Annotated in this window: 5 protein-coding genes and 4 pseudogenes; 4 read left to right on the top strand and 5 right to left on the bottom strand. The window is 57.5% G+C overall.

What is annotated here, in order from left to right:
- The 3 genes and pseudogenes from BN77_RS34225 to BN77_RS23735 all read right to left on the bottom strand — a co-directional run.
- Positions 1-408 (bottom strand): annotated as a pseudogene (locus BN77_RS34225) (hypothetical protein); the annotation flags it as partial.
- Between the two features lie 1326 nt (positions 409-1734).
- The gene (locus BN77_RS23740) at positions 1735-2331 is read right to left on the bottom strand and encodes a TetR/AcrR family transcriptional regulator (protein WP_007536864.1); all 597 of its coding nucleotides are present in this window, start codon (positions 2329-2331) and stop codon (positions 1735-1737) included.
- Between the two features lies 1 nt (position 2332).
- Entirely contained in the window at positions 2333-2797 is a 465-nt protein-coding gene (locus BN77_RS23735; protein ID WP_007536861.1) for a nuclear transport factor 2 family protein, read from the bottom strand.
- A 327-nt stretch (positions 2798-3124) separates the two neighbouring features.
- On the opposite strand from BN77_RS23735, the gene BN77_RS23730 reads away from it, so the two are divergent.
- From BN77_RS23730 to xth, 3 genes and pseudogenes are all read left to right on the top strand, one after another.
- Positions 3125-3529 carry a GFA family protein gene (locus BN77_RS23730; protein ID WP_007536859.1) on the top strand — a complete coding sequence of 135 codons (405 nt, stop codon included), beginning with the start codon at positions 3125-3127 and terminating at the stop codon, positions 3527-3529.
- A 244-nt stretch (positions 3530-3773) separates the two neighbouring features.
- Positions 3774-3950 (top strand): DUF3606 domain-containing protein, encoded by a 177-nt coding sequence (locus BN77_RS32465; RefSeq protein WP_007536857.1) that lies wholly within the window; start codon positions 3774-3776, stop codon positions 3948-3950.
- 3 nt (positions 3951-3953) lie between these two features.
- A pseudogene (xth, locus tag BN77_RS23725) lies at positions 3954-4753 on the top strand (exodeoxyribonuclease III).
- Positions 4754-4806: 53 nt separating this feature from the next.
- On the opposite strand, the pseudogene BN77_RS35005 reads toward xth, so the two are convergent.
- Both BN77_RS35005 and BN77_RS23720 read right to left on the bottom strand, forming a co-directional pair.
- Positions 4807-5054 (bottom strand): annotated as a pseudogene (locus BN77_RS35005) (SOS response-associated peptidase); the annotation flags it as partial.
- Between the two features lie 184 nt (positions 5055-5238).
- On the bottom strand, positions 5239-5547 hold the full coding sequence (locus BN77_RS23720; RefSeq protein ID WP_007536853.1) for a hypothetical protein: 309 nt from the start codon (positions 5545-5547) through the stop codon (positions 5239-5241).
- A 207-nt stretch (positions 5548-5754) separates the two neighbouring features.
- Here BN77_RS23720 and BN77_RS23715 point away from each other — a divergent pair.
- Positions 5755-6461: pseudogene (locus BN77_RS23715) on the top strand (ATP-dependent DNA ligase); the annotation flags it as partial.
- Between the last annotated feature and the right edge of the window lie 2 nt (positions 6462-6463).

Here is a 6463-nt window from a genome sequence, read left to right as displayed (position 1 = left end):
GGAAGCCAGTGCCATTGCCTCGTCCGCCGTGTCGCCACGGCAATCTGACGAAGCTTGGAATATGGGAATATATCGGCCCTTGGGTATCGTGATGACAACAGGCTCACTGCCGCCAGCCATCAGATAATAGCGTTCCAGTTCCCGCCGAATTCGCCCCGCCTCGATCCGCACCGCGGGATCGCCCTGAGCATCAAAATTCTTCCTTCCGAAAACGGCCTCGGCGATCGTGTAGGCCTTGAGATAGTGGGATCGACCGGCAAGCGTTTCCGTCACGATATATGTCAGGAACCGCCGGGCTCGCTCCGGCAGATGGACACTCTCGTTGGCGAGGATGCGCTCCAGCTGGTCTTGCACCTCCTCGACTGATGGCGCTGCTGGGGCCACATCACCTGACCTTGCACTTGCCATCGAATTCCCCTCGCACACCACGCAACGCCGCCTAAGCAATAAATCGTGTCGCAACTGATAAGCATGACCACATGGTGTGACAATACCGCATTTGCACCGCTCCGATGCTTATTTGGCGTAGCGCGTCAAATGACGCTATTTGAAGCGAGGTATTCTACCGTATTCTACGCCGCTCATCTGGAGAACCATGATATCGTATCTCCTTGCGACCAATACGCAATCGCTGCGTTCAAGCTGTCGTTTGGGCACCATGAGGGGACGGTCGCGCGGAATGGACAAGTCCTTCAATCGTCTAGGTGAGGCTGCGAGATGCGGTCTGGCGCGCATGTTGTTAAGGTTGCCGGCGTCTCAGCGGGAAGCCCTCCGTTTGGCTGCGGCTTGCAGACCGCCGGTTGATGAAATGCTGGGAGCTTATGAGGAGGCGTGCCTAGCACTTGAACGGTTTCGCAGGGAGGACAATGCCGAGCCAACCATGGTGTTTGAATATGAGGAACTCTGTAGGGAGTTGGAGAACGACGTCATGTGGGAAGTGTTTGGAGTGCCACATCGAAAATAAGGCACTTCTTGACCACACCAGGCTCCGCTTGATGCTGATCCATTTGGAAGAGTCAAGCAAGCGAACGCTGCGCATTCTCGGGCGTCAGGATTGATCGTGCGACCTGCCATCGGCTCTGAAACTGTTGCTCTACCGCTTCCGACGACATGTGGGAGCGCTGGGCTTCCGGACTGCGTAGAGTGTCCACTGTCGATCAAAAGGCAATCACTGCGTTCAGCCGTGGTCCACCGGACGAGTCTGGCGGCCCGAATGGACATTCAGGCGAGGCTGCCGCATCCGGTCTGGCGCGTGTGCTGTTAAACAGCCAGCGTCCGAGGCAAAATCGAATCTACACTGATTGACGAATACGAAGTCTGTGGGCCATGCTTGAAGGGACGTCATGCGCGAGGTATCCGGGTGCCTCGTTGACGATGAAGCAAGGGTTTTTCAGACGTTCGCTTCTGAGTCACTGGAGCTGAGCCAGAGGCGGCGCCTTGGTGCTCATGACGTCTCCCGCGCTGCATCATTTTGACCAGCGATCGCTTCCACGTGGCCACGACGCAACGCGCCTGTGGGATGGTAAATACGCCGCGGTTTGGTATTCGTGGTGCAAGCGCGATGAGGCAAGCGCTTCAGATGCCGCTGTTGGTTCCCAGCTCATAGCTTCCCATGATGGCACTTGCGCCGGTCGAGACTGTGGTTCCCATCATACGACCTTTAACGCGCGATCCGCCGGAGGCATCGCAAAACAGCGAATCCGATATCGCATTTGTCCGAGATTTACGCCGCTTTCAGTGCGAGTCGTCGTTGGCGCCTTTGTTGTGGTTGCCTTCAACCACCAATCGCCCTCGGAGCTGGTCGATAGCACGTTGAAAAACTGCCGGATCGTCCAGTGCCCGAGAAAGAACAATTGCTCCCTGAATAGCGAGAACGGCGTCTTCGGAGAGAAGGCGCGCTTGATCATCGTCCCGGCCCTGCCGAACGAGCGCTGAGTGTAGTGCATCCACCCAGCCTACGAAATATCCTCGTATGGCTTGCGAGAAGCGGTCTCTCGTGTTGCTGACCGCCAGAGCACCGACTAGGCATACGCGCCTGCCTGACCTGAAGTAATCCATGACGGAATCGAGCATGGCATCGATAGCACCATTAGCATCGACCTCGTCGCGTAGTGGTGCATAGACGGCTTCGTCGAACCAACGTTCGATCTCGGCTAGCACGGCCTGCACCATCTCTTCCTTTCCGTTGGGAAAGAAATGGTAAAGGCTGCCCTTGCCGAGACCTGTTGCCTCGCCGATCAGGGCAAGGCTCGCGCCTTCGTAGCCATGTTCGCGGAACACTTCAGCCAATGGGGCAATGGCGTCGGATCGTTCTGCAACCAAACGTGCCATACTAGAGACCCAAGTCGCTGAGGCTGGGGTGATCGTCAGGCCGACGGCCGAGCGGCCAGTGGAACAAGCGCTCGCTCTCAGCGATCGGCATTTCGTTGATGCTTGCGTGCCTGTGCGCCATCAGACCATCCTCGGCAAATTCCCAGTTTTCGTTACCATATGCCCTAAACCACCGCCCGCTATCGTCACGATATTCATAAGCATACCGCACTGCGATGCGATTGCCCGTAAAGGCCCAAAGTTCCTTGATGAGGCGGTATTCGTGCTCTTTGTTCCACTTACGTGTCAGGAATGCCTGAGCTTCTTCGCGATTGGTCGCAAATTCAACGCGGTTCCGCCAGCGGGTGTCGAGCGTATAGGCCAGAGCTACCTTGGCGGCGTCGCGGGTGTTCCACCCGTCTTCGGCCAGGCGAACCTTTTCGATGGCGCTTTCACGAGTGAATGGGGGAAGTGGTGGGCGAGACATAATGAAATCCTTTCCTGGTTCAGATTAGATGCCATATGGTAAAGCCGGTACCGATTGGTAATGTCTTTACTGATTGGTACAATCTATGAAAAGGAGCGTGTTGTCAACCGGGTTATATCGTGGAGACGGAAGATTCCGCGAGGCGTTGTGGAGCGACGTTGCGGCGACCCCGCTTCCTGCTGACGCAGTTGGCAACCTAGACGATCTTGTAGGCTGCGTTCCTACTCCATGCGCCGTCGCTTCGGGCGTGGGCAAGGCAGAGGTAGATGTCGACTTGTGACGACCATCCTCTATGTCCGAAACAGCAAGAACGGATGGAGGACTGACATGCACATCGATGGCGCATGCCAATGCGGAAAGATCATCTATGAAGCCGAGGTCGATCCGGAGGGCGTCGCGATCTGCCACTGCACCGATTGCCAGAGGTTGACGGGCACGGCGTATCGAGTGACCGTCAGCACACAACGCAGCCAGTTCAAGATCACGTCCGGCGAGCCCAAGCTTTACGTCAAGACGGCCGACAACGGTCGCCGGCGGCTGCAGTTCTTCTGTTGCGATTGCGGGTCGCCCATCTACACGACGGGAGAGGATGAAGATGCCGAGCAGGTCGGGATCAGACTGGGAACGGTAAATCAGCGCCAAGAGCTAAAGCCCCGATCGCAGAGCTGGTGCTCTTCGGCATTGGCATGGGCGCAGGATCTGACTGGAATTCCGGGCCGAGCGGGGGATTGAGCGTCTCTCTCGAAAATGAAACAGACCCGCTTCTCGGCTTGCGTTAAAGAGAAAAGCGATGAGGTTGGTGCGTCAGCGGGTGTCCAGCGGCTTCCGGTACCGTGCCTCGAAACTAACTCTTACGGCGAAATCAAAATCAGGCCGCCGTATCCGGGCGAGACCGATGGCGCGCACGTTAGGGCGGGCGGAACTTCCTGACTCCGCGTTCGTTTTCCGGTGACCGAAACCATAAGGAGGACTGCAAATGCCAACCACGTCCCGAGGTAGAGCACAGGATCGAGCCAAGGTCGCCGGCGGACAGGATCATGAAGTCCGCTACGAGGCGAAGAAGGAAGGCGTTTCCAAGGACGCGGTCAAGAAAGCCGTGAAGAACGCTGGGAATTCTCGCAAGAAGGTCGAAGCGGAAGTCGGCCGACATTAGGTCGTGAAGCTCGCGACCTACAACGTCAACGGCGTCAACGGCAGGCTCGAAGTTCTTCTCCGATGGCTTGAGGAGGCTGGGCCGGACGTCGTCTGCCTGCAGGAGCTGAAAGCGCCGCAGGAGAAATTTCCGGTCAAGGCGATCGAGGCTGCCGGCTACGGGGCTGTGTGGCAGGGCCAGAAGTCATGGAACGGCGTCGCGATCCTTGCCAAGGGACAGGAGCCTCACCTTACGAGAAAAGGTCTGTCCGGCGAGCCGGATGACGAACACAGCCGATATATCGAGGCTATCGTCGACGGCATCGTCATCGGAGGGCTCTATCTCCCGAACGGAAATCCATATCCCGGCCCGAAATTCGATTATAAACTCCGCTGGTTCACGAGGCTGCATGACTATGCGGCCGAGCTGCTCGATCTGGAAGTTCCGGTCGTACTCGCGGGCGACTACAACGTCATGCCGACAGATATCGACGTTTACAAGCCGGAACGCTGGACGAACGATGCGCTGTTCCGAATAGAAGTCCGGGAAGCCTTTAGGAAAATCGTGGAGCAAGGCTGGACCGATGCGCTGCGACATCTGCATCCGGACGAACGCATCTACACGTTCTGGGATTATTTCCGCAATGCCTACGCCCGCGACGCCGGACTGCGGATCGACCACTTCCTGCTGAGTTCCGAGGCGGCCGCACGGCTGTCGAAAGCAGAAGTCGACAAGCACGTCCGCGGGTGGGATCATAGCAGCGATCATGCCCCGTCTGGATAGAGCTGCAGGACGAACCGCCGAAGAAGGGGAAGACGAAGTGAACGAAGCCGCCCGGAAGGACCAGGGGGTTACGGTAGACTGCCTTGCTCCACGCCACGGGCTCGCCAGATTTCGATACGATCGATGATCCATAGGGTTCACGTGACAGATTGATCAGCGCATCGTTCGGTAGCGGACGGGCAAGCTCCTTTGCCTCCTCCCAAGGCGCTCGCATTGATCATCGGTCGTAAGCCCGTCCCGAACCTTCCGGACGCCTTTCCATCGCGGCACATGGATGCCGGCAAAGAACATCAGTGGTTTCGCCTCGTCGCATGCGAACCAGGCATTGGGCACATCGCCACCTAACTTCCACCCATTCGAGTTGCACCGTTTTCTTCCAAGAATCGCAGGCGGTCATACTCTAGAAGACAACAGCAGCTCGGCGCCGAGACTTCTACTCGCAAAAGTGCGAGTCAAAAACCAAACGTCAGCCGCCAAACCTTAGCCCGTTTGGCGGCTTTTTTTGTTAGCAAGTGAGGCTCAAGGATTAGTTATTATGCGCCGCGCAGGCTTCGTCTTCCGGAGTGGCATTGCTCTTGCCACCCTGGGTCTGAAGCTTGCTGCCGCCCGCACTGCTAGCGGGATTGGCACATTTCGTTTTGTCCATTTTCATGGTGCTGCCAGTGGACGTTGGGTCGACGGCCTTTGGCTTCTTCATGTCAGTGTTTGCGCCGCCTCCGGTGTCAGACTGGTTCTTGTCTATCGTAGAGCCGGCCGGGGCGGGGTTAGACTGGGCGAATGCTGATCCGGCAAGGCCGGCGGCGAGCAACAAGGTTGTCAAAAGTCTAAAGCGCATTTTCTCCTCCATGGAAGTTGCAGTGTCGCAACGTGGGGCTAACTTTGCAGCGGGCCGGTTGTTCCGATAGATTGGCGGGGCGCCTGTTTGTGTGCCAAGCGCCCGTCTGACAGGCTGCTCCAAAGTTACAGCTACCTGTCTCCCTGTTTCGGCCTGCCTTCAATCCTTGTCACATCGAGCAATTGTCTTTTTAAGCTTAATCACCTGATGACAAAGTCTCCGCGTTCCAAGCCCCTCGTTGCAGATGTGAAGCCGCTCCGCAGCCGTCCGCGAAAGCCGCGTGATCCATCGCAACCGCGCTTGCCGCTGGATCCTATGCCCGCTCGCATCGAGCCTTGCCTGGCGCTTCTTAAGCCGCGTCCACCAGTCGGTCCGGACTGGCTCTACGAATTAAAGTTTGACGGATATCGGATCGCAGTGCATCTCAACAACGGCAATGTTCGCATTCTCACGCGCGGCGGCCATGATTGGACGCATCGGTTCCTGCGATCGAGGCGGATGCTAAACGCCTCGGAGTCGGTTCCGCGATCCTGGATGGCGAGGCCGTCGTGCTCGACGAGCAAGGCCGCTCGAACTTCGGCCAGCTTCAGCAATCGCTCGGAGGAAGGGGTGGTAAGCTCAACTCCGGCGCTTCCATCATGTTCGCCTTCGATCTTCTGTATTTCGACGGTCATAACATTCGAAGCCTCGAACTCACTGCCCGCCGGTATTTCCTCCAATCCCTCTTGAAAAACGAACAGGGGCCCATTCGCCTGTCGGAGACCATCGATGGGGACGGGCGTGATATCTTCGCTGCTGCCTGCGAGCACGGCCTTGAAGGCATCATCGCGAAATACAAGGATGCCCCTTACCGCTCGGGCCGGCTCGGCGAATGGGTGAAGGTGAAGTGCGTCCAGAGCGACAGTTTCATGGTGCA

The organism is Rhizobium mesoamericanum STM3625 (assembly GCF_000312665.1).
In the GTDB taxonomy this organism is placed as follows: Bacteria; Pseudomonadota; Alphaproteobacteria; order Rhizobiales; family Rhizobiaceae; genus Rhizobium; species Rhizobium mesoamericanum.
Note: the sequence above shows the minus strand (reverse complement) of the source record. Positions and strands in the feature narration are given on the sequence as shown.